At 57.8% G+C, this 17,932-nt stretch carries 19 protein-coding genes; 12 read left to right on the forward strand and 7 right to left on the reverse strand.

What is annotated here, in order from left to right:
• Positions 1–114 precede the first annotated feature (114 nt).
• A complete protein-coding gene (locus SLH47_RS17040; RefSeq protein WP_320241053.1) occupies positions 115–1,800 on the reverse strand; it encodes an acyl-CoA dehydrogenase family protein in 1,686 nt (561 codons plus the stop codon).
• 146 nt (positions 1,801–1,946) lie between these two features.
• On the opposite strand from SLH47_RS17040, the gene SLH47_RS17045 reads away from it, so the two are divergent.
• Positions 1,947–2,717, forward strand: a complete 771-nt coding sequence (locus SLH47_RS17045) for a sulfite exporter TauE/SafE family protein (protein WP_320241054.1) — start codon at positions 1,947–1,949, stop codon at positions 2,715–2,717.
• On the opposite strand, the gene SLH47_RS17050 is transcribed toward SLH47_RS17045, so the two are convergent.
• Together SLH47_RS17050 and SLH47_RS17055 are read right to left on the reverse strand one after the other, a co-directional pair.
• Entirely contained in the window at positions 2,714–3,265 is a 552-nt protein-coding gene (locus SLH47_RS17050; RefSeq protein WP_320241055.1) for a DUF3859 domain-containing protein, read from the reverse strand. The two genes, SLH47_RS17045 and SLH47_RS17050, sit on opposite strands and share 4 nt — an antisense overlap.
• A gap of 9 nt (positions 3,266–3,274) precedes the next feature.
• Positions 3,275–4,873, reverse strand: a complete 1,599-nt coding sequence (locus tag SLH47_RS17055) for a phosphoenolpyruvate carboxykinase (protein WP_320241056.1) — start codon at positions 4,871–4,873, stop codon at positions 3,275–3,277.
• A gap of 298 nt (positions 4,874–5,171) precedes the next feature.
• On the opposite strand from SLH47_RS17055, the gene SLH47_RS17060 reads away from it, so the two are divergent.
• The 7 genes from SLH47_RS17060 to SLH47_RS17090 are packed head-to-tail and all read left to right on the forward strand — an operon-like array spanning position 5,172 to position 10,525.
• Entirely contained in the window at positions 5,172–5,873 is a 702-nt protein-coding gene (locus tag SLH47_RS17060; RefSeq protein ID WP_320241058.1) for a response regulator transcription factor, read from the forward strand.
• Between the two features lie 3 nt (positions 5,874–5,876).
• Entirely contained in the window at positions 5,877–7,619 is a 1,743-nt protein-coding gene (locus SLH47_RS17065) for a sensor histidine kinase (protein ID WP_320241060.1), read from the forward strand.
• Positions 7,620–8,051: an HPr kinase/phosphatase C-terminal domain-containing protein gene (locus tag SLH47_RS17070; protein WP_320241062.1), complete on the forward strand. Its 432-nt coding sequence runs from the start codon at positions 7,620–7,622 to the stop codon at positions 8,049–8,051. It begins immediately after the preceding gene.
• Complete coding sequence (gene rapZ, locus SLH47_RS17075; RefSeq protein ID WP_320241064.1) at positions 8,051–8,956, forward strand: RNase adapter RapZ; 906 nt, start codon at positions 8,051–8,053, stop codon at positions 8,954–8,956. The genes SLH47_RS17070 and rapZ overlap by 1 nt, the downstream gene beginning before the upstream one ends.
• Positions 8,953–9,348, forward strand: a complete 396-nt coding sequence (locus SLH47_RS17080; protein WP_320241066.1) for a PTS fructose transporter subunit IIA — start codon at positions 8,953–8,955, stop codon at positions 9,346–9,348. Before rapZ ends, SLH47_RS17080 begins: the two co-directional genes overlap by 4 nt.
• Positions 9,345–9,614: an HPr family phosphocarrier protein gene (locus SLH47_RS17085; protein ID WP_320241068.1), complete on the forward strand. Its 270-nt coding sequence runs from the start codon at positions 9,345–9,347 to the stop codon at positions 9,612–9,614. Before SLH47_RS17080 ends, SLH47_RS17085 begins: the two co-directional genes overlap by 4 nt.
• A gap of 32 nt (positions 9,615–9,646) precedes the next feature.
• On the forward strand, positions 9,647–10,525 hold the full coding sequence (locus SLH47_RS17090; RefSeq protein ID WP_320241070.1) for a lysophospholipid acyltransferase family protein: 879 nt from the start codon (positions 9,647–9,649) through the stop codon (positions 10,523–10,525).
• Here the strand turns inward: SLH47_RS17090 and SLH47_RS17095 are convergent.
• Positions 10,522–11,397: a LysR family transcriptional regulator ArgP gene (locus SLH47_RS17095; RefSeq protein WP_320241072.1), complete on the reverse strand. Its 876-nt coding sequence runs from the start codon at positions 11,395–11,397 to the stop codon at positions 10,522–10,524. The two genes, SLH47_RS17090 and SLH47_RS17095, sit on opposite strands and share 4 nt — an antisense overlap.
• 90 nt (positions 11,398–11,487) lie before the next feature.
• On the opposite strand from SLH47_RS17095, the gene SLH47_RS17100 reads away from it, so the two are divergent.
• Positions 11,488–12,093: a LysE/ArgO family amino acid transporter gene (locus SLH47_RS17100; protein ID WP_320241074.1), complete on the forward strand. Its 606-nt coding sequence runs from the start codon at positions 11,488–11,490 to the stop codon at positions 12,091–12,093.
• Here SLH47_RS17100 and SLH47_RS17105 read toward each other — a convergent pair.
• Positions 12,090–12,965 carry a 3-hydroxybutyryl-CoA dehydrogenase gene (locus SLH47_RS17105; RefSeq protein WP_320241076.1) on the reverse strand — a complete coding sequence of 292 codons (876 nt, stop codon included), beginning with the start codon at positions 12,963–12,965 and terminating at the stop codon, positions 12,090–12,092. The genes SLH47_RS17100 and SLH47_RS17105 overlap by 4 nt on opposite strands.
• A gap of 158 nt (positions 12,966–13,123) precedes the next feature.
• Here SLH47_RS17105 and SLH47_RS17110 point away from each other — a divergent pair, with 158 nt between their 5' ends.
• From SLH47_RS17110 to SLH47_RS17120, 3 genes are all read left to right on the forward strand, one after another.
• Positions 13,124–13,969, forward strand: coding sequence for a DUF6473 family protein (locus SLH47_RS17110; RefSeq protein WP_320241077.1), 846 nt, complete (start codon positions 13,124–13,126; stop codon positions 13,967–13,969).
• Positions 13,970–14,036: 67 nt separating this feature from the next.
• Positions 14,037–14,471 (forward strand): hypothetical protein, encoded by a 435-nt coding sequence (locus tag SLH47_RS17115; RefSeq protein ID WP_320241080.1) that lies wholly within the window; start codon positions 14,037–14,039, stop codon positions 14,469–14,471.
• Positions 14,472–14,951: 480 nt separating this feature from the next.
• Complete coding sequence (locus SLH47_RS17120) at positions 14,952–15,869, forward strand: hypothetical protein (protein ID WP_320241082.1); 918 nt, start codon at positions 14,952–14,954, stop codon at positions 15,867–15,869.
• A 273-nt stretch (positions 15,870–16,142) separates the two neighbouring features.
• Here SLH47_RS17120 and SLH47_RS17125 read toward each other — a convergent pair whose 3' ends face one another.
• Together SLH47_RS17125 and SLH47_RS17130 are read right to left on the reverse strand one after the other, a co-directional pair.
• Positions 16,143–17,072, reverse strand: a complete 930-nt coding sequence (locus SLH47_RS17125) for an electron transfer flavoprotein subunit alpha/FixB family protein (RefSeq protein WP_320241084.1) — start codon at positions 17,070–17,072, stop codon at positions 16,143–16,145.
• Positions 17,072–17,830 (reverse strand): electron transfer flavoprotein subunit beta/FixA family protein, encoded by a 759-nt coding sequence (locus SLH47_RS17130; protein WP_320241086.1) that lies wholly within the window; start codon positions 17,828–17,830, stop codon positions 17,072–17,074. Before SLH47_RS17130 ends, SLH47_RS17125 begins: the two co-directional genes overlap by 1 nt.
• Between the last annotated feature and the right edge of the window lie 102 nt (positions 17,831–17,932).

A 17,932-nucleotide genomic window follows, 5' to 3' on the forward strand; every position in this document is an offset into this window, starting at 1 on the left:
AAAGTTTGGTGCGGCAGGTTGGCGTCTTGATATCCTTGGACCATCAAAGTGCCCGGGAAGCGGTGGCATATCGACATCCCGCGGCCTGTTGACGGATCGGCGCAATTATCTCGTCTAATCCAACAATCGCCGCGCAATCACTTGCGCCTGAATTTCCGCCGCGCCCTCGAAGATGTTCAGGATGCGCGCATCACACAGGATCCGGCTGATCTTGTATTCCAGTGCAAAGCCGTTGCCGCCATGGATCTGCAGCGCGTTGTCGGCGCAGGCCCAGGCCACGCGGGCGCCTAGCAGTTTCGCCATCCCGGCCTCCAGATCGCAGCGCCGGTCATTGTCCTTTTCATGCGCGCTGAAATAGGTCAGTTGCCGCGCCACCATGATCTCAACCGCCATCATCGCCAGCTTGCCAGCCACACGGGGGAAGTTGATCAGCGCTTTGCTAAACTGCTTGCGGTCTTGGGCGTAACGCATCCCCTCATCAAGCGCCGATTGGGCCACACCCACTGCACGGGCGGCCGTCTGGATGCGGGCGGACTCAAACGTCTGCATGAGTTGCTTGAACCCTTGGCCCTCGGTTTCGCCCAAAAGGTTCTCACCCTTCACTTTAAAATCATCGAAATTGAGCGTGTATTCCTTCATGCCGCGATAGCCGAGCACCTCGATCTCGCCACCTGAAATACCGGGATCCTGCCACGGTTCCTCATCCGTACCCGGCGTCTTCTCGGCCAGAAACATCGACAGACCTTTGTAATTGTCGGTGTCGGGGATGGTCCGGGCGAGCACGGTCATCACATGGGTGCGGGCGGCATGGGTAATCCACGTCTTGTTGCCGGTGATGATCCAGTCATCGCCCTCTTTCCGGGCGCGGGTTCGCAGCGACCCAAGATCGGACCCGGTATTGGGCTCTGTAAAGACCGCCGTCGGCAAAATCTCGGCTGACGCCAGCCCCGGCAGCCACTTTTCCTTTTGCGCATCGGTGCCGCCGCAGATGATCAGTTCGGCTGCAATCTCGGACCGTGTGCCGAGAGAGCCCACACCGATATAGCCGCGCGAGAGTTCCTCTGACACGACGCACATCGACGCTTTCGACAGGCCGAAACCGCCATATTCCTCGGGGATCGTCAGCCCGAACACGCCCATTTCGGCCATTTCGGTGATGATCTCCATCGGGATCAGCTCGTCCTTCAGGTGCCAGTCATGCGCATAGGGCTCCACCTTTTCCACGCTGAAACGGCGGAATTGTTCGCGGATCATCTCAAGCTCTTCATCCAGGCCCGATGCACCAACGGTGATGTTCGCCGATTGCTCTTCCATCAGTTCCACCAACCGCATCCGCGCGGCCTGCGTGTTGCCCGATTGGGTCAGCGTCATCACCGCAGGGAGCATCAGCGCGCGCATATCGTCCTGGTTCAGCCCCATATCCTGCAGGCGCACCATTTCGCCCTGGTTCATCTGGATGCCGCCATAGATCTGCCAAAGGTATTCACCAAAGGCGATCTGGTGGATCAGTTGCTCCACCTCGCCAAACTTGCCCGCCGCCTGCAAGCGCGTCGCCCAATCCTGCATCTGGTGCAGCGATTGCGCGTAAGTGGCGAGCCAGGCGAGACCATGGGCCGCTGTTTGATGATCCTCAATGAGTTTGCCGGAAACCCGCCCCTGATCCTCGACCAATGCACGCACAGATGCTTTCGCGCGGGCCAAAACATCGTCCACCGCGGGCAAGGATGCCGCTGTCAGATCCAAAAGATCCGCCAGAATCGGATTGGTTTTCAACGTCATATCCTGACCATCATGCGGCATCACGAGAATCCTTTCAATTTGCAGGCGCAGAGATAAGCCTTTTGCAGTTGCAGCGCAATAATAATTCACTCAAGGCGTCAAGAATGAATAAAAGTGTCGCAACCATTTCATGATGCAGCCCCGCGCGGATCGGCGTAAGAGGGCATATGGACGCAATATTTTCGACCCTGCCTCCGGCCTTGTTCGCCTTTGCCTGCGCGGTCACATTGCTGGGCGGATTTGTCAAAGGTGCTGTCGGCTTTGCGATGCCGCTTGTGATGATTTCGGGGATGGGCATCCTGATTGATCCGCAGATCGTGGTGGCTTGCATCATTATTCCCATCGTTTTCGGAAACGGATTGCAGGTGGCACGGGCAGGCTTCGGCGCCGCGCGGGATGCGGTGCGCGACCACTGGCGTTACATCACGCTGGTCTGTGTGATGATCCTGATCTCGGCACAGTTTCTGAGAAGCATTCCGACAAACGCGATGTTCATCGTGCTGGGCGTGCCGGTTGTCGTGCTTTGCGCGATCCAGATCGCCGGATGGCGTCCGGCGATCAGCGACCGCTGGCGGCGGCCATTTGAGTGGGGTGCGGGCACGCTCTCTGGCACATTGGGTGGTCTGGCGGGCACATGGGGGCCGCCGACGGTACTGTATCTCTTGGCGCTGAACACACCGCGCGACCGGCAGATGGCGGTGCAGGGCGTCATTTACGGGCTTGGCTCCGTCATGCTGTTTCTGGGGCATCTGCAATCGGGTGTGCTCAACGCGCAAACATGGCCCGCGTCGGCAGCACTGGTCATACCGGCGATGTTCGGCATGTGGCTGGGGTTCAAGCTGGGTGATCGTTTCGATCAGGAGCGGTTTCGCCGCGTGACGCTGTGGGTACTGGTGATTGCCGGTGTGAACCTGATCCGGCGCGGCGTGATGGGTTAGGACAAGAGATCCAGATATCCACAAACACCCGCAAGCTCTGGCACCATTTCCGGCGGCACGACTTCAAATTCGACTTGATAAAGCACCTGATCCACCCGCATCGCCGTCATCGTCCACGTACCCGGCAACAATTCATAGCTGTAGTCGAACTGATAGAAGGTCAGGGATGGTGACAGGTCGCTGATCCGGGTCAGGAAACTTTGGCTTTCCACCGCCTGCCCGCCCATGGCGGGGTGTGTGACAAGCATCGTCACCTGATTGATCCCACCCACAATGGGTGTTTGCGCCTTTACGCCAAATCCAAGACCAAGAACCGCGGGGACGACGCGGGTGTTCGATACAAACTCCGGCTCTTCTTCAATCAGATGGGTTGTGCCAGCGATTGTATCGGGCGCAGGACTGCTTCCCACGGTCTCAGGCGGGCAGATCACCCCGGCCTCAATGATCGAGATATCGGGGCTGACCGGTACCGACGACATTGTGGCATCTGCGAAGGCGAGCGCCGCTGACACGCTCAGTGCAGCGACGCCAATAATATGGCGTATCATACGCCCTCTTTATCCGATTGCAGCGGCTTTGACATCATCATCGATGAAGGGGACGTATTTTTCGAAATTGTCGCTGAACATCGTGACCAATTTGCTGGCCTGTGCGTCATAAGCGTCCTTGTCGGCCCAGGTGTCGCGCGGGTTCAAGAGGCCGTCATCAACGCCATCCACCGAGATCGGCACCTCAAAGCCAAAATGCGGGTCCTTGCGGAAGGTCCCTTCGATCAGCGTACCATCAAGGGCTGCGGCCAATAGCGCGCGTGTCGCCTTGATCGGCATGCGCGACCCGGTGCCATAGGCCCCGCCGGTCCAGCCGGTATTGACAAGCCAGCATGTGGCCCCGTGGCTCGCGATTTTGTTGCGCAAGAGGTTGCCGTAGACCTCGGGTCGGCGCGGCATGAAGGGCGCGCCGAAGCAGGTGGAGAATGTGGGTTCAGGCTCGGTCACGCCACGCTCAGTGCCTGCCACCTTGGACGTAAAGCCCGACAGGAAGTGATACATCGCCTGCGCCGGTGTCAGCCGCGCAATCGGGGGCAGCACGCCAAATGCATCGCATGTCAGCATGATGATGTTCTTTGGATGCCCGCCTAAAGCCGTCTCAGACGCGTTCGAGATGTAATTCAGCGGGTAAGCACAGCGCATATTGGCGGTCAGGCTGTCGTCCTCAAAATCCAGCTCCATGGTCTCTTTGTCGTAGACCATGTTTTCGATCACGGTATGCGGCATCTCGCAGGTGGCGTATATCTCAGGTTCCGCCTCCGCGCTCAGGTTGATGGTCTTGGCATAGCAGCCGCCTTCGAAATTGAAGGTGCCGCGATCGGACCAACCGTGTTCATCATCCCCGATGAGCACACGGGAAGGATCGGCAGATAGGGTGGTTTTCCCCGTACCCGACAGGCCAAAGAAAACGGCGGTATCCACCGGATTGCCTGGCGCATGGTTGGCCGAGCAGTGCATCGGCATGATGCCTTTGTCGGGCAGCAGGTAGTTGAGCAATGTGAAGACAGACTTCTTGTTCTCGCCCGCATATTCCGTGCCGCCGATCAGGATGAGCTTTTTGTCGAAGTTGAGCGCAATCACCGTCTCAGAACGGCAGCCATGCTTTTCAGGATCGGCCTTGAAGCTGGGGCAGTTGATGATCGTGAAATCGGGTGTGAAGGTCGCAAGCTCAGACGCCTCCGGACGGCGCAGCATGTGGCGGATGAAGAGCCCGTGCCAGGCAAGTTCGGTCACGACACGCACATCCAGTCTGTGGGCCGGGTCGGCGCCGCCGAACAAATCCTGCACATTGTAGGTGCCACCTTTCATGTGGGCCAGCATATCGGCATGAAGCACATCAAATTTCGCAGGCTCCATAGGCGGGTTGTTGTCCCACCAGATCGTGTCCTGCACCGATGGCGTGGCAACGACAAATTTGTCCTTGGGCGACCGGCCCGTATGCTTGCCGGTGGTGACAAGGAACGTGCCACCCTTGCCCGTCACGCCCTCACCAGCCGCAACGGCAGCTTCGTGCAGTTCCTTTTCAGAGCGGTTGTAATAGACATAACCCAGCCCTGTGATGCCTTGATCCTCAAGCTTCATCTTTGGGTTGACCGCGCCGTGGTCCATGGGTTCGCTCCTTTTTGAGACGGCCGGGATGGCCAGCGATGAACATCCATAACATCAAGTTTTGAAGGGCCGATAGTGCGTCTGATCACAGTTAGCGCAACCATTTCGATGTTAGCGCAACCAAGTTCAAGGCGGTCTGCGCCAATGCCCAAAACCGTCGCGGTTTCGGCAAAAATGAACCAAATAAGGCAATAATGTGGCAGGGACCCAGTTAGGGATTGATTCGTTTGAATAAAACGATGAAAACTCAAGCAGCAGGGCGAAAAAACACAACGACGTCGTTTGAGGGAAGAAAAGCATGTCCAGAATTGCATTGGTTGACGATGATCGAAATATCCTCACTTCCGTAGCCATGACGCTTGAGGCGGAGGGTTTCGAGGTTGAGACGTATAACGATGGCCAATCGGCCTTAGAGGCGTTCAACAAGCGGATGCCCGACATGGCGGTGCTGGATATCAAGATGCCGCGGATGGATGGCATGGATCTCCTGCAGCGGCTGCGGCAGAAAACGTCGATGCCGGTGATCTTTCTGACCTCCAAAGACGACGAGATTGACGAAGTGCTGGGCCTCCGGATGGGCGCCGACGACTACGTCAAAAAGCCGTTCTCGCAGCGACTTTTGGTCGAGCGGATCCGCGCGTTGCTGCGCCGGCAGGATGCGATCTCCGGCGAAGAGATCGAAGAGACCGAAGAGACCAAGGTGATGGTGCGCGGCGACCTTGTGATGGACCCGCTGCGCCATGCGGTGAAGTGGAAAGGACAGGACGTTTCCCTGACGGTCACGGAATTTCTACTCTTGCAGGCGCTTGCCCAGCGGCCCGGCTTTGTCAAAAGCCGTGACCAACTGATGGATGTCGCGTATGATGACCAAGTCTACGTGGATGATCGAACCATCGACAGCCACATTAAGCGTTTGCGCAAGAAGATGCGCAATACTGATAATGAGTTTTCCGCGATCGAGACTTTGTATGGCATCGGGTACCGCTACAACGAAGAATAAGGCATGACTGCCGCCCCCAAGATCGACGTACGCGACCTTAAGTCGGTGCGGGCAGCGGCCCGTTCGCGTTCGCCTGATCTTGTGCTGGGCGACGACTGGGTTGAGCCGGATGTTGTCAGTGACCGGCTGGATGATTCAGACACGCGCCGTCGCGGTCTTTTCGCACTGCGCACCTCACCCATCGCGCGAAAGATCGTCACCTTCAACCTCATCGCGATGATCCTGCTGATCGCAGGTGTGCTGTACCTCAGCCCATCGCGCGACAGCCTCGCTTATCAGCGTGCGAACGGGCTGGTCAACGAGGCGCAACTGATCGCCGACGTGTTTGAGGCCAAGTTGCCTAGCGTGGCGCCAGTAAACCTTGTCACCTCGGACGGCATCAATGTCGCGCGGACCATGCGTGGCATGAGCTTGCGTGGCGGGGTCGAGGTCTCTGTTTTTGCGCCTGATACGACACTTGTTGCGCGGGCGACGGGTGCGCTCAACGCTGAACAATTGGCTGACCTCGAACTACAAACGGGTGGCACTCAGGTCACTGATTTTCTGGTTCGTGTCTGGGACGGGCTTGTGGGCATTGTCTCACTGAATTCGGAGCGCTTGACGCCCGAACAAGAACTCATCGCGTTATCGCAACAAAATGTGCAGGCGGCCATCGATCATGGCACACAGCTGGAGGTCGCAGATATTGGCGGCATTACCAGCTTTATCGTCACCACACCAATCATGCGCGATGATGTTGCGATGGGCGTTGTCGCCGTGCGCACCGCTGCGGGTGAAGTGGACAGCCTTGTACGCCGTGAGCGTGAGCAAGTCTTGCGGCTGTTTTTCGTGGGCATATTGGTCAGCGTTGGTCTCAGCCTCGTGCTTGCCTCGACTATCGCTAACCCCCTGGCTGATCTCGCCACGGCAGCGGAAATCAGTCAGGACAAGAACGCGCGTAAAATGTCGCCGGTCAAGGTGCGCATTCCCGATCTAACGGCGCGGCCGGATGAAATCGGGCGATTGTCCGGTGCGCTACGATCCATGGTGGCCGCCCTTTACGAGCGGATTGAAGGCAACGAACAATTCGCGGCGGATGTCTCGCACGAGATCAAGAACCCGCTTGCGTCGCTACGCTCAGCCGTTGGCACAATGCGTGTAGCCAAACGCGATGACCAGCGCCAGAAGCTGCTTGAGGTGATCGAGCATGACGTTAAACGGCTGGACCGCCTGGTTAGTGATATCTCAAACGCCTCGCGCCTCGACAGCGAACTGGTCAAAGAGGAAGAGCAGGCCTTTGACCTGCTGACTATGCTGGATAACATCCTTGAATTCCTGGGCAAGGATGCGAAGTCGCGCGGCATTGATTTCGTCGCTGACGTGCCAGACACCCCGATCCAGGTTCTGGGCCTTGAAGGGCGGCTGGCGCAGGTCTTTGTCAACCTGATCACCAATGCGATCTCGTTCTGTGAAGAGGGGGACGCGATCCGGGTCTGGGCGCGCACACGCGAAAACCGGGTGCTTGTCGTGGTCGAGGATACCGGGCCAGGGATTCCCGAGGACGCCTTGTCGAAGATTTTCCAACGTTTCTATTCCGAACGCCCTGAAGGACAGTTCGGCAACAATTCGGGGCTGGGTCTTGCCATCTCGAAACAGATTGTGGAGGCGCATGGCGGCGTGATCTGGGCCGAAAACATCCGGCCCACTGATGCTGACCCGACTTCGGAACCGCTCGGTGCGCGTTTTGTCGTGGGTTTGCCGCTTTAAATGACACCCCTTGCTGACCGTGAAACGGTCCACGCGACCTGTGTCGCATGGGGTGACCGCGCGGTGCTCATCATTGGCAAGTCAGGTAGCGGGAAGTCGGCGCTTGGGCTCGAACTGATGGCGTTGGGCTGCGGATTGGTTGCTGATGATCGGGTTCTGCTCACCCGCGATGCAAACCGCGTGATTGCAAGCTGCCCAGCAACAATCCAAGGGCTGATCGAGGCGCGTGGGATCGGCATTCTGAACGTTGAGCCTAAGGGGCCGACAGCAGTCAGACTGGTCGTTGACCTTGATCAGACTGAAGCGGCACGTTTGCCACCTCACCGCAAAATCACACAACTGGGATGTGATCTGCCCTTGATTAGCCGCATTGCGGGTGCACATTTCGCACCAGCGATCCTGCAGATGCTCAAGGCAGGACGGAGCGAGTGATGCCAGAACCACAACAAGCAAAAGCACCCAGCGTCGTGCTTGTTACCGGCCCGTCAGGGGCTGGACGCTCCACAGCGATCAACGCGCTTGAGGATCTGGGTTACGAGGTGATCGACAACCTGCCCCTGTCGCTCTTGCCACGGCTTCTTGAGGGGCCGCCGCCAAACCGGCCGCTAGCGCTGGGCCTAGATGTCCGAAACCGGGATTTCGGGGTGAATGCGCTGATTGAGATCATTGATCAGCTTTCCGCGGAACCTGACCATGAGCCACAAGTGCTCTATGTTGATGCTGATGAGGAAGAGCTTGTCCGGCGCTACTCTGAGACGCGGCGGCGGCACCCTTTAGCCCCGGCAGGGCCGCCCTTGGCGGGTATTGCAAAGGAAAAAGAACTGCTTGTGCCCTTGCAGGGGCGGGCCGACGTCCTTATCAACACAACCGGTCTTTCCCCACATGATCTGCGCGCCGAAATCGACCGCTGGTTTGCCACCGGTGAGGGGCGGCATCTGGGCGTCACCTTGCATTCATTCTCCTACAAACGCGGGCTGCCACGTGGCCTTGATATCGTGATCGACTGCCGCTTTCTGCGCAATCCCCATTGGGAGCCTGACCTGCGCGCGCGGGACGGCCGCGACCCCGATGTCGCGTCATATGTGGCAGGAGACACACGGTTTGCCGCGTTTTTTGAGCGCGTCAAATCGCTCATCGATCTTCTGTTGCCAGCGCATAAGGATGAGGGCAAAACACACCTCTCTATCGGGTTCGGGTGCACCGGGGGGCAACACCGCTCAGTCGCTCTGACCGAGCGCATGGCAGCGGCACTTGCCGATGAGGGATGGCAGGTTTCGAAACGCCACCGCGAGATCGAGCGCCGCGAAGCACAAGGAAACAAGGGACCGCAGGTTTGATTGGTATTGTGATTGTTGCGCATGGTGGTTTGGCCCAGGAATACCTCGCCGCAGTTGAACACGTTGTTGGTCATCAGGACGGGATGATCAGTATTGCAATCGGACCCGACGATGACCGCGCGGCCAAGCAGACAGAGATTTGTGACGCAGCCGATGCGGTCGACACTGGCGATGGCGTGGTAATCGTCACCGACATGTTCGGCGGCTCGCCTTCGAACCTGTCATTGCGGGCTTGCAGCCCCGCGAACAGGCGCATTCTCTATGGTGCCAATCTTCCGATGCTGATCAAACTTGCCAAATCGCGCAAACGCAGCGTGCCGGACGCGGTTGAGGCGGCCATTGCCGCCGCCCACAAATACATCAACAGCCACAATGGCAGCCCTGACCCATGACATCCCGCCGCATGAAGATCGAGAATATCAAGGGGCTACACGCAAGAGCCTCGGCCAAGCTGGTGGAACTGGTCGAAGAGTTTGACGCCGAAGCCACGATCAGCAAAGACGGCGAGTGCGCAAGCGGCGACAGCATCATGGGGCTTTTAATGTTGGCAGCGTCGATTGGAACCTTTATTGACGTTGAAACAAGCGGCCCGGACGCTCAGGCGCTTTTGGATGCAATCGGCGATCTGGTAGCGGACAAGTTCGGCGAAGGTAACTAGGGGCCGCGGGGTCTGTGGACAGGATCAGTTGATTGACCGATACAACGCCAAAAGTACACACGCCACCTGTCGGCAGTGACCAAGCCCCTCGCGTTTATGATCGCGGCAGCCTGACCTATTCAAACACGTTCGACAGCCCCGTCAAACGCAGGATCATCAAGACCATCGAATGGATGACCGGCAAAATCCATGTCGTCCGCATGATCCGCCAATTTGAAAAAAAGGGAAAACTGCATGGGCCAGCGTTCTGGCGCGGTGCGCTGGATGTGATGGGGATTGATCTGATCACCCCTGCTGAGCAGATCGCACGCATCCCGAAAACCGGTCCCGTTGTGCTGGTTGCAAACCATCCGCATGGGATGGTGGACGGCATGATCCTCGCTGATCTGATCGGGCGGGCGCGGCAGGACTACAAAATTCTCACCCGTGCTTTTCTGACCAATATCGACAAGAGCGCCGGTGAATACATGATCCCGGTGCCGTTTCCCCATGACGAGGATGCGCAGGCGAAAATGGTCGAGATGCGCAAAAACGCGATGGCGCATCTGAAGAACGATGGCCTGATCGCGCTGTTCCCCTCAGGCGTTGTGGCCTCATCCAATTCAATGTTTGGTCCGGTGATCGAGGACGAATGGAACGTCTTCACCGCCAAGATGATCCGCACCTCGGGTGCGCGGGTTGTCCCGCTCTTCTTCCCCGGTGCCAATTCGCGCTGGTATCAGATCGCCAACCAGCTTTCCCCCACCTTGCGGCAAAGCCTGTTGATCCACGAAATCGTCAATGCCTGCGGCAGGCCGCAAAAGCCCGTTGTGGGCCACGTCTTTGACCAGGACGAGGTGAAAGACCGCCTCTCCGACCCCCGCCGCTTCATGGCCTGGCTGCGCGAAGAGACATTGAGCCTAAAGGGCTAAACCAGCCTGCGCGTATAGCTGACTAGGCTTTTTGTCAGTTTCGCAAGCGCCTGCTTGTTCTGCCGGGGGACCTGCCAGTAGAGCGGCGTATCAAGCGCAATATCCGGGCGCAGTCGGATGAGATCGCCGTTGTCAAACAGCGGTTGCACCAACGGCAACGGGTTCACCGCCCAGCCGAGCCCCACCCGTGCAGCCTCGGTAATTCCGTGGGTTGAGGGCAGAAAATGCGTCGGCAACACGGTGATCTTCCGCCCCGCCACTTTGGACGCCCAATTCAGTTGCAGCGCGTCTTTACGGTTGAAGGTCAGCGCCGGTGCCGTCCCCAACGCCTCAGCCGTCACACCGTCCGGGAAATGGGTCGCCACGAATTCGGGCGCCGCAAAGGCCGCATAGCGAAGCGGACCAAGCGCGATCACATCGCAACTGGTCAAAGCCACCGCGCGGGATGTGATCGCGGCTGCCACCTCTCCGCGCATCAGCAATGCTGCTGAATGGTCCTGATCATCAATCACCAGATCATAGAAAAGCTGCGCTTCCCGTGGCAAAGCGGGCAAGACCCAGCTTGCCAATGAATCCGCCGTCACGACAATGCGGAGCGGTCGGTCCAGCGCCTTTGGCGTGCGCCCCATCGCTTGCGCCACGTCACGCTCCAACAGGTTGATCGTCTCGGCATGCGCCTGCAGCTTCCGCCCCGCCTCGGTCGCCGTCGCTGGCCGGATACGGCGCACCAGAATGGCACCCACATCATCCTCCAGCTTCTTGATCCGCTGCGAAATCGCCGATTGCGACATATGCAATTTCTGCGCCGCTGCATCAAAGGACCCGGTATCCAGAACCGCCGAAAGCGCGGCGAGGGCGGTGCGATCAAACATAAGGATGCCTTATACTTCATTCAGATTATGCGTTTGCCGCATGAAATAGCATCTGTTAGCCCGCTCAGGCAACAAACCGGATGTCCCCTGATGTTCTCGACTTTCGCGGCAGGTTTCGCCCTGTCCTTTTCCCTGATCCTTGCGATTGGCGCGCAGAACGCTTTTGTCCTGCGGCAGGGGCTGCGGCGCGCCCATGTCGGGCCGGTGGTTGCCGTCTGCTGTGCGTCCGAGGCTGTGCTGATCTTCAGCGGCGTTGCGGGCTTCGGCATCATCGCCCAATCGGCACCCTGGGCGCTCGAAGTCATGCGCTGGGCAGGCGTCGCTTTCCTGATCGCCTATGGCATGCGGGCCTTGCACGCAGCCCTGACCGCAAAAGAAACACTGAGTACCGAAGGGCAGGCCACGCAAAGCTTGCAGGCCGCATTGCTCACCACGCTGGTCCTGACCTGGGCCAACCCGCATGTTTATCTGGACACAGTAGGCCTGATCGGCGCAGTTTCGGCCACTTACGGCACGGGGCGCTGGGTCTTCGGCACCGGTGCACTCGCCGCGTCATGCGTGTTTTTCCTGATCCTCGGCTATGGTGCGCGCGTGCTGGCACCGTTCTTTGCCAAGCCAAAATCGTGGGCTGTGCTCGACGGGATCGTTGGTGTGACGATGCTGGGGCTGGCGATTAAGCTTGCCTTGGGTGCCTAGCGGGTCGGCACCGGCACCTCGCCACGATAGTCGTAGAAGCCGCGCTGGGATTTGCGGCCCAGCCACCCGGCCTCAACATATTTCGTCAAAAGCGGGCAGGGGCGATATTTCGTATCGGCGAGACCGTCATGCAGCACATTCATAATCGCCAGACACGTATCGAGCCCGATAAAGTCCGCCAGCGCAAGCGGCCCCATCGGGTGGTTCGCTCCAAGTTTCAATGAGGTATCAATCGACTCTACCGAGCCAACCCCTTCATAAAGCGTATAAATGGCCTCATTGATCATCGGCATCAGAATGCGGTTGACGATGAAGGCTGGGAAATCCTCTGCAGTGGCAGAGGTTTTACCAAGATTTTCCACGACACCATGGCAGGCCCTGAACGTCGCCTCATCCGTCGCGATCCCACGGATCAGCTCGACCAACTGCATGATCGGGACAGGGTTCATGAAGTGAAAGCCCATGAACTTTTCCGGCCGGTCCGTCCGGGACGCGAGACGCGTAATCGAAATGGATGAGGTGTTGGATGTGAGAATCGTATCGGGCTTTAGGTGCGGCACGAGATCTTCGAAAATGGCGGTCTTGATCGTCTCACGCTCGGTCGCCGCCTCGATGATCAGGTCGGTCTGGCCCAGATCGGTGAGGGTTCCGGTCGTCGCGATCCGGCGCATGGCCTCGGCCTTTTCGGTGTCCGTGATCAGGTTTTTGGCGACCTGCCGGTCCATGTTCTTGTCGATCAGCGCCACGGCGGACTGCAGTGCCTCCTGGCTGATATCGTTCAGCAAGACGTTATATCCTGCCAGCGCAAAGACATGGGCAATGCCGTTGCCCATCTGCCCCGCGCCCACAACGCCGACTTGTTCAATTGTCATGCCGTTCCCCTTGCCAATCGGGGGAACCATAGGCCCGTGCAGGGGGCAGCTTCAAGGCGCGGGACCTGCGAAAATTTTAAACAAATTCAATCATTAGCGAATTCGCAAAGCATTTCGGCGAATCTGCGCGCTGGGTGAATGATAAAAAGGTGGGATCAATGAAGCAGGAACGTATTGAATTCGGTGAATTGTCCTATGCGCCGTGCCGGTACGGGGCATCGCGCATGCTGTTTCGCGGCCCCCGTCGGCGGTTGGATCGGCCTTACATTGCCTTTGTCGGTGGGACCGAAACCTACGGCAAGTTCATTGAAAAGCCGTTTCCCGTCCTTGTCGAAAAGGCGATGCGCCAGACTTGTGTGAATTTCGGTTGTGTGAACGGCGGCATCGACGTGTTCGTGAACGACCGCGCGGTGATGGAGATTTGTCGCGAGGCCGATATGACAGTGGTGCAGATCATGGGGGCCAATCACCTGTCCAATCGCTTTTACTCGGTCCATCCCCGCCGCAATGACCGATTCCTGAAAGCCTCGACCGTGCTACAGGCAATCTATCAAGATGTGGATTTCTCTGACTTTTCGTTCACCCGCCACATGCTGGGCGAACTGCACGCCAAATCACTCGAACGGTTTGACACGGTTGTGCATGAACTGCGCGAGGCGTGGGTGGCGCGCATGCGCAACCTGCTCAGCCAGATTGGCCCGCGTGTGATCCTGCTTTGGTTCTCGGAAGAAGAATTGAGTGATGCGCATTGGTCAGAACGCAAAAATCAGCTGCAGGCCGATCCGCTTTTCATCACCGCCAGCATGGTTGACGAGTTGCGGCCCATGGTCAAAGACGTCGTTGTCGCAAACCCGTCAGAGGCGTCACTGGCCCGTGGCACCGAAGGCATGTTCTTCCCACCCTCGCAAGAGGCCGCGGCATCCGAAATGCTTGGGGCGGCTTGCCATGTTGATGCGAGTGCCGTGATTGTGCCTTCGCTGAGAGAGCAGCTCTATGCGATTTGACGTTGCCGCGCCGCAAGGTGCCGCCAGTGCTCTTTTCTGAATGTCAAAATCTGCCTAACGTTGGCGCATGGATAATGCAGTACTGCGATTTGAAAGTCCGGATGGCTTCAACTCATTGATATTGGATGATGACGGTAAGACCGGCTATGCATATCTGCTTGATGCGGCAGGCAAGATTGTCGGGGATTGTTGGCTTTACAATCGCAGCGCTGCGCCGCTGCAAGATGAATGGACATCGCCTGACAACATGCCGTTTGCGAACTCAGCTGCATACATCATTTCGGAGGCTGCGGATGGTTTCGGTCCAATCGACACTGATCGTGACCTCCGTCTTGAATGGATCGATCAAGGTGTGGAAGTCTTGGTGCAGGAGCGGTTGTTTGCCCGCCTGATCGTCGGTGCCAAACCGGGTTGGTCACGCTTGGCGGCAAAAGACGGACCATTGGCACTGACGTTGCACGACAAGGCCAATCCGGGAACAAGACCGATATCTGAGACCTGAGCCATCGCATATCCTTGCGCCACGTGGACATGTTCTATTGGGCTCTTCCTAGTTCATTATTTGGCCGAACCATCAATCTATGCCGTATGGTACAGCGCCGTCTTGGCCTTTGTCCTATTTTCTCCAAAATCGAAGTCTTTATGCATTGGAGCAGCAATGGGATTGCCACCTAACAGCATCGCAAATCGGCAAATTAGCTCGAAACAGACGGCCACATTTGTCGAGGTGCCAATAAATCGCGACCACGCTCCGGACACACGGCGGGTTGCGGGCCAATCATTCACCGACAATCCAGGTGGTGCACGGCCACCAAGCATTCCGACGCAGTTGAGAAATCGTGTCGCGAGTTTCTTCTCCGGCCTACGCGACCTTGTGAAGGGGCAATATCAGGCTCATTTTACGAACGGAACATCTGGTGAAAGACCCGGAACGCCCCGAGACGTTGTGCAAGACGCTATTCTGCACAGCGATGCAGATATCATGGCAGATACGTACAGGCATGCTCGGCTCCATTCGAAATACATCAGCGACAATATCAAGACGGATTGGAATGAAGGCGAACTGAGCACGGAAGATACGACCCGTGACTGCGATCTCAACTTTATCTTGATGTTTGGCCGGAATGATCCCGATCTAGCCGAGGCATTGATGGCAGAAACGCTGGCCAATAAGGACGTCTCCAACAAGCTTTCGGATTTCCTTTTGGAGTTTGGATCCTTTGAAACCGTTGATGATGTCGCGCATGATCACTTTGCCTACGATCCCGAAACGAAGGTCATCCAGATTTCTTCGTCGGTCTTGACTGAAAAGGATGGTGCGCAACTTCGGACGCTGCTTGATGCCAATCTGGGGCTGGACAAGGATAGTAAAGTCATCGTTGGTCAAGACAGGATCGCGGCATACAAGGCAGAGCAGGATCAAATCGCCGCTGAGCTTGCGCGGGTCAAGCGTCCGGAGATTGATGTAAGCAAGGCGGTACGGCCATTGGTGACAATCACCGGCACACCGCTTACAGGCCAAAAATTCGACGTTCCAAACGTGTATCTGCAAGGCAAACACGGGAATGCCATCATCGAAATGGTTGGCGAAAGACAGAAGTTTGACGAGCCTCTGACTGAAAGTGACTTCTTCTATTCCGCCATGTTTGGTACGGATCTTCCGCCGCGCTCCAACTACCTGAACGCTATCCTGGACGATCCCGAACTCAAGGCGGCGATCCAAGTTTTCCTTCATGATGGCGGTGTTTTCAGAACAGTTCTTTTGGGCGACAAAATGGAGTATCTGCCCAACGAAAACGTGATCGAAGTGCCCAACGACATAGCGCGGCATGATGGCGCGAAGATGGAGCGCGCGCTGCGTGACCTTCTTCAGCTTCCGAAAGCGACCGTTGCTGAGTAGGTGCCACTCGTAGTGGATGATGTTGATCCTAAACTGCCTCCAATATGAAACCGGATGTTTTGAGCGCCGCCGCTATCGGGCGCCGCCGCGCAAGAGAGGAAGATAGAGTTGGATCAGCTCAGCATCGTAAAGCAGCAGATTTCGATCCTGCAACACCGGGTCAACCAGCGAAACAACGACAAAAGCCAGAACGCCGCGTGTCCAATGAGCGGAGGCGCAAAAAAGCCCGCCTGAGCGATCAGGCGGGCCAAAGCAAAAGTCTGTTGTGGCAGTCTAACCCAACTTTTCGGTCAGTGCAGGAACCGCGTCAAACAAATCGGCGACAAGGCCGAAGTCGGCCACCTGAAAGATCGGGGCCTCTTCATCCTTGTTGATGGCCACGATCACCTTGCTGTCTTTCATGCCCGCAAGGTGCTGGATCGCGCCAGAGATGCCGACGGCCACATAAAGATCGGGTGCGACCACCTTACCCGTCTGGCCAACCTGCCAGTCGTTCGGGGCATAGCCGCTGTCAACGGCAGCGCGCGAGGCGCCAACGGCTGCGTTCAGCGTGTCGGCCAGTTTTTCGATCAGCGCGAAATCCTCTTCCGAACCCACGCCGCGCCCGCCAGAGACGACAACACCGGCAGAGGTCAGTTCGGGCCGATCAGACTCGGCCACTTTGTCTTCAACCCATTCCGAAAGGCCCGGATCACCGGCAGCATCGATGTTTTCGACAGCCGCCGAACCTCCCATGCCCGCGGCATCAAAGCCTGCGGTGCGGATCGTCATGACCTTCTTGTCATCCGACGATTTCACCGTCTGGATCGCATTGCCCGCGTAGATCGGGCGCTCGAAGGTTTCTGCATCCACAATGGCCGTCACTTCCGAGATCACCATCGCATCCAGCAACGCCGCTACACGTGGCATCACGTTTTTCGCATCCGTCGTGCCGGGCGCCGCGATATGGCTGTAATCACCTGCGAGCGACACGATCAGGTCCGCAGTCGGTTCGGCCAACCGGTGGCCCAGAACCGCATCCTCGGCACAAAGCACCTTGGCCACGCCGTCGATCTTCGCCGCTTCCGCCGCAGCATCTGCCGCCGACGCGCCTGCGCACAGCACGGTCACATCACCCAGCGCCTTCGCTGCAGACACAGCCTTGGCCGTTGCATCTACCGACAGCGCACCATCGGTTACTTCGCCAATCAGAAGAACAGCCATCACACAGCCCCCGCTTCTTTGAGTTTCTCAACCAGCTCATCGACCGAGCCGACAATGATCCCGGCCTTGCGTGCCTCAGGCTCTGTCGTGCTGACGACCGTCAGGCGCGGGGTGACATCCACGCCGTAATCGGCGGGAGTCTTTTCATCCAGTGGCTTCTTCTTCGCCTTCATGATGTTCGGCAGCGAGGCATAGCGCGGCTCGTTGAGGCGCAGGTCCACGGTCACAATTGTTGGCATCTTGACCTTGATCGTCTGCAAACCGCCATCGACCTCACGGGTCACGACCGCATCGTCGCCCTCAAGGATGACCTCAGACGCAAAGGTCGCCTGGCTCCAACCCAGCAGCGCCGACAGCATCTGACCGGTGGCGTTCATGTCATTGTCAATCGCCTGCTTGCCGCAAAGGACCAGACCTGGCTCCTCTTCATTGACGACCGCCGCCAAAATCTTGGCCACCGCCAAAGGTTCGATATCGGTGTGCACGTCATCGGCTGCGACAACCAGAATCGCTCGGTCGGCCCCCATGGCGAGCGCCGTCCGCAGCGTTTCCTGCGCCTGCTTGACGCCAATCGAAACCGCTACGACTTCCTCGACCTTACCCGCTTCGCGCAGGCGGATCGCCTCTTCGACGGCAATTTCGTCGAACGGGTTCATGGACATCTTGACGTTGGCTAGATCAACCCCGGAACCATCCGCTTTCACGCGGACCTTCACGTTGTAGTCGATCACGCGCTTGACGGGTACGAGGACCTTCATCTGCGTTTCTCTCCCAAAGAATCTGATCAGTTTTGTTCTCGGGCTGTTGTTATCGTGCGCAGCCGGTCAAAAATAGTGCAAAATCGACGCGGTAGAGCGTAC

It is taken from the genome of Cognatiyoonia sp. IB215182 (genome assembly GCF_033963905.1).
In the GTDB taxonomy this organism is placed as follows: domain Bacteria; phylum Pseudomonadota; class Alphaproteobacteria; order Rhodobacterales; family Rhodobacteraceae; genus Yoonia.

What these genes read in the sequence shown, in the direction of transcription:
- SLH47_RS17095 (WP_320241072.1), bottom strand. Translation starts at nt 11,397, where the DNA reads ATGTTTGATCGCACCGCCCTCGCCGCGCTTTCGGCGGTTCTGGATACC.
- SLH47_RS17085 (WP_320241068.1), top strand. Translation starts at nt 9,345, where the DNA reads ATGACATCCCGCCGCATGAAGATCGAGAATATCAAGGGGCTACACGCA.
- SLH47_RS17060 (WP_320241058.1), top strand. Translation starts at nt 5,172, where the DNA reads ATGTCCAGAATTGCATTGGTTGACGATGATCGAAATATCCTCACTTCC.
- SLH47_RS17125 (WP_320241084.1), bottom strand. Translation starts at nt 17,072, where the DNA reads ATGGCTGTTCTTCTGATTGGCGAAGTAACCGATGGTGCGCTGTCGGTA.
- SLH47_RS17105 (WP_320241076.1), bottom strand. Translation starts at nt 12,965, where the DNA reads ATGACAATTGAACAAGTCGGCGTTGTGGGCGCGGGGCAGATGGGCAAC.
- SLH47_RS17045 (WP_320241054.1), top strand. Translation starts at nt 1,947, where the DNA reads ATGGACGCAATATTTTCGACCCTGCCTCCGGCCTTGTTCGCCTTTGCC.
- SLH47_RS17115 (WP_320241080.1), top strand. Translation starts at nt 14,037, where the DNA reads ATGGATAATGCAGTACTGCGATTTGAAAGTCCGGATGGCTTCAACTCA.
- SLH47_RS17055 (WP_320241056.1), bottom strand. Translation starts at nt 4,873, where the DNA reads ATGGACCACGGCGCGGTCAACCCAAAGATGAAGCTTGAGGATCAAGGC.
- SLH47_RS17130 (WP_320241086.1), bottom strand. Translation starts at nt 17,830, where the DNA reads ATGAAGGTCCTCGTACCCGTCAAGCGCGTGATCGACTACAACGTGAAG.
- rapZ (WP_320241064.1), top strand. Translation starts at nt 8,051, where the DNA reads ATGCCAGAACCACAACAAGCAAAAGCACCCAGCGTCGTGCTTGTTACC.
- SLH47_RS17070 (WP_320241062.1), top strand. Translation starts at nt 7,620, where the DNA reads ATGACACCCCTTGCTGACCGTGAAACGGTCCACGCGACCTGTGTCGCA.
- SLH47_RS17040 (WP_320241053.1), bottom strand. Translation starts at nt 1,800, where the DNA reads ATGCCGCATGATGGTCAGGATATGACGTTGAAAACCAATCCGATTCTG.
- SLH47_RS17100 (WP_320241074.1), top strand. Translation starts at nt 11,488, where the DNA reads ATGTTCTCGACTTTCGCGGCAGGTTTCGCCCTGTCCTTTTCCCTGATC.
- SLH47_RS17065 (WP_320241060.1), top strand. Translation starts at nt 5,877, where the DNA reads ATGACTGCCGCCCCCAAGATCGACGTACGCGACCTTAAGTCGGTGCGG.
- SLH47_RS17110 (WP_320241077.1), top strand. Translation starts at nt 13,124, where the DNA reads ATGAAGCAGGAACGTATTGAATTCGGTGAATTGTCCTATGCGCCGTGC.
- SLH47_RS17120 (WP_320241082.1), top strand. Translation starts at nt 14,952, where the DNA reads ATGGCAGATACGTACAGGCATGCTCGGCTCCATTCGAAATACATCAGC.
- SLH47_RS17050 (WP_320241055.1), bottom strand. Translation starts at nt 3,265, where the DNA reads ATGATACGCCATATTATTGGCGTCGCTGCACTGAGCGTGTCAGCGGCG.